Raw genomic sequence first — 1,751 nt, forward strand, 5'->3', positions numbered from 1 at the left:
CTCCCCGGTGAGCACCTGGTGCCCGTCGAGGGTGAGGTCCGGCTGCACCGGGGCGTGGACGGCGATGCAGTAGCGCATCTCTTGGATATGACGTTGGTTGCAATGACCAGGAGACGTGCCTCGAAGGGCTCCGCCGACGTCGAGCCAGCGAAACCCTTCTGGACATCGAGTCAGTCGCCCTCTTCTTCGAGATCCTCCAGCACCTCGAGGGGTGATTCCACGTCCCCGCGCCACGCTTCCAGCCCCTCGCGGACGGCGAGGAAGGCGACGACCAGCGCGGCGACGGAGTCCGCCCACCACCAGCCGAACAGGCTGTTCAGCACGAGACCGATGAACACCGCACCCGAGAGGTAGATGCAGAGGATGAGCTGCTTGGCATCGGCCATGACGCTATTGGAGCCGAGCTCGCGCCCGGTGCGGACCTCGAACCACGCCAGCAGCGGCATGACGACCAGGCTCAGCGCAGTGATCCCGAGGCCCAGCGGGCTGTGATCGGGGCCCTCTTGGCCCATCAGAGCCAGCACGGCATCCACGGAGACGTACGCGGCGAGGGCGAAGAACGCGATGCCGATCGCCCTCACGGTCACCTTCTCCCACCGCTCGGGGTCCTTGCGGGTGAACTGCCACGCGATCGCCACGGCCGACAGCACCTCGACGACCGAGTCCAGGCCAAAGCCGATCAGCGCGGCCGACGAGGCCAGCACACCCGCGGCGACGGCGACGATGGCCTCGATGACGTTGTAGGTGATCGTGAACCCGACGATGAAGCGGACCCGGCGGTGCAAGGTTGCGCGGCGCTCTGATGTCAGCGCCGCGCTCATGCGTTCGCCTCCGCCCCGCAGCAGCCCGGCACCGGGCACGCGACGTCCACACACGGCGCACTTTCGTCGACGGCCAGAGTCACGTCCATGAGCTTCGTCAGTGCCGCAGCGAGGTGAGGGTCGGCGATCTCGTACCGGGTCTGCCGACCCTCGGGCTCGGCGATCACGATCCCGCAGTCGCGCAGGCAGGTCAGGTGGTTCGAGACGTTCGAGCGGGTCAGTTCAAGGTCGCGGGACAACGCAGCGGGGTAGCTCGGGCCATCCAGCAAGGTCATCAGGATTCGGGAGCGCGTCGGGTCCGCCATGGCCCGGCCCAGCCGGTTCATGACGTCGAGGCGAGTAGCAATAGTCAGCATGCACTGAACTATACAGCGATGACTGACACGTTGTTGAGTTCGACAGGCTGCCGCACGCGCTCCGCGCGCTTGCCCTTGGGGTTCGTGGTCACCTCTTGCGCCACCCCGGCCACTTCGGCATGCCGTGGCCCTTCCAGGTCTCCACCAGGCCAGCGGCCCAGCAAGCGGACGCGAAGAGCCCGTAGCCGGCCCCGGCGAGGCCCACGGCGACCACGAGCCAGCGCCCGATGCCGAGCCACACGCTCCCGTCCACGTCCAGCGCCCACTGAGCGCCCGCGATGAGCCCCGCGACACCCATCCAGAACCCGGCGACGACAACGGCAACCGGCAGGAGGACGAGGCACATCGCGGCGGCTGCCGACCAGAGCTGACGGGCCTCCAGCTTCGCCGTGGCCCGGTACGCGCGGCGCTGGCCATAGGCCGACAGGGCGTCGTCGGTCTCTCGCTAGTGCCGCGCGTAGATGTCGAACAGCTCGTCGGTGAGCATGATCTGATCGCGCGTGATATCGGGCTCTTCGGAGTTGAGCGTGGGTGCTTGGGGGTAGGGGTCGAGGTCCCGGGCATGATCTGAGGA

Annotated in this window: 2 protein-coding genes and 1 pseudogene; all 3 read right to left on the reverse strand. The window is 67.8% G+C overall.

From position 1 onward, the window contains the following. Nucleotides 1–170 precede the first annotated feature (170 nt). Nucleotides 171–821 carry a cation diffusion facilitator family transporter gene (locus ACFFHC_RS09885; protein WP_379805080.1) on the reverse strand — a complete coding sequence of 217 codons (651 nt, stop codon included), beginning with the start codon at nt 819–821 and terminating at the stop codon, nt 171–173. Continuing rightward, nucleotides 818–1,177: a Cd(II)/Pb(II)-sensing metalloregulatory transcriptional regulator CmtR gene (gene cmtR / locus ACFFHC_RS09890; RefSeq protein ID WP_070705542.1), complete on the reverse strand. Its 360-nt coding sequence runs from the start codon at nt 1,175–1,177 to the stop codon at nt 818–820. The genes ACFFHC_RS09885 and cmtR overlap by 4 nt, the downstream gene beginning before the upstream one ends. 88 nt (nt 1,178–1,265) lie before the next feature. Beyond that, nucleotides 1,266–1,571 (reverse strand): annotated as a pseudogene (locus tag ACFFHC_RS09895) (hypothetical protein); the annotation flags it as partial. Nucleotides 1,572–1,751: the final 180 nt, after the last annotated feature.

Origin of the sequence: Kytococcus schroeteri, from assembly GCF_042433515.1 — a bacterium.
Taxonomy (GTDB): Bacteria; Actinomycetota; Actinomycetes; order Actinomycetales; family Dermatophilaceae; genus Kytococcus; species Kytococcus schroeteri.

What these genes read in the sequence shown, in the direction of transcription:
- ACFFHC_RS09885 (WP_379805080.1), bottom strand. Translation starts at nt 821, where the DNA reads ATGAGCGCGGCGCTGACATCAGAGCGCCGCGCAACCTTGCACCGCCGG.
- cmtR (WP_070705542.1), bottom strand. Translation starts at nt 1,177, where the DNA reads ATGCTGACTATTGCTACTCGCCTCGACGTCATGAACCGGCTGGGCCGG.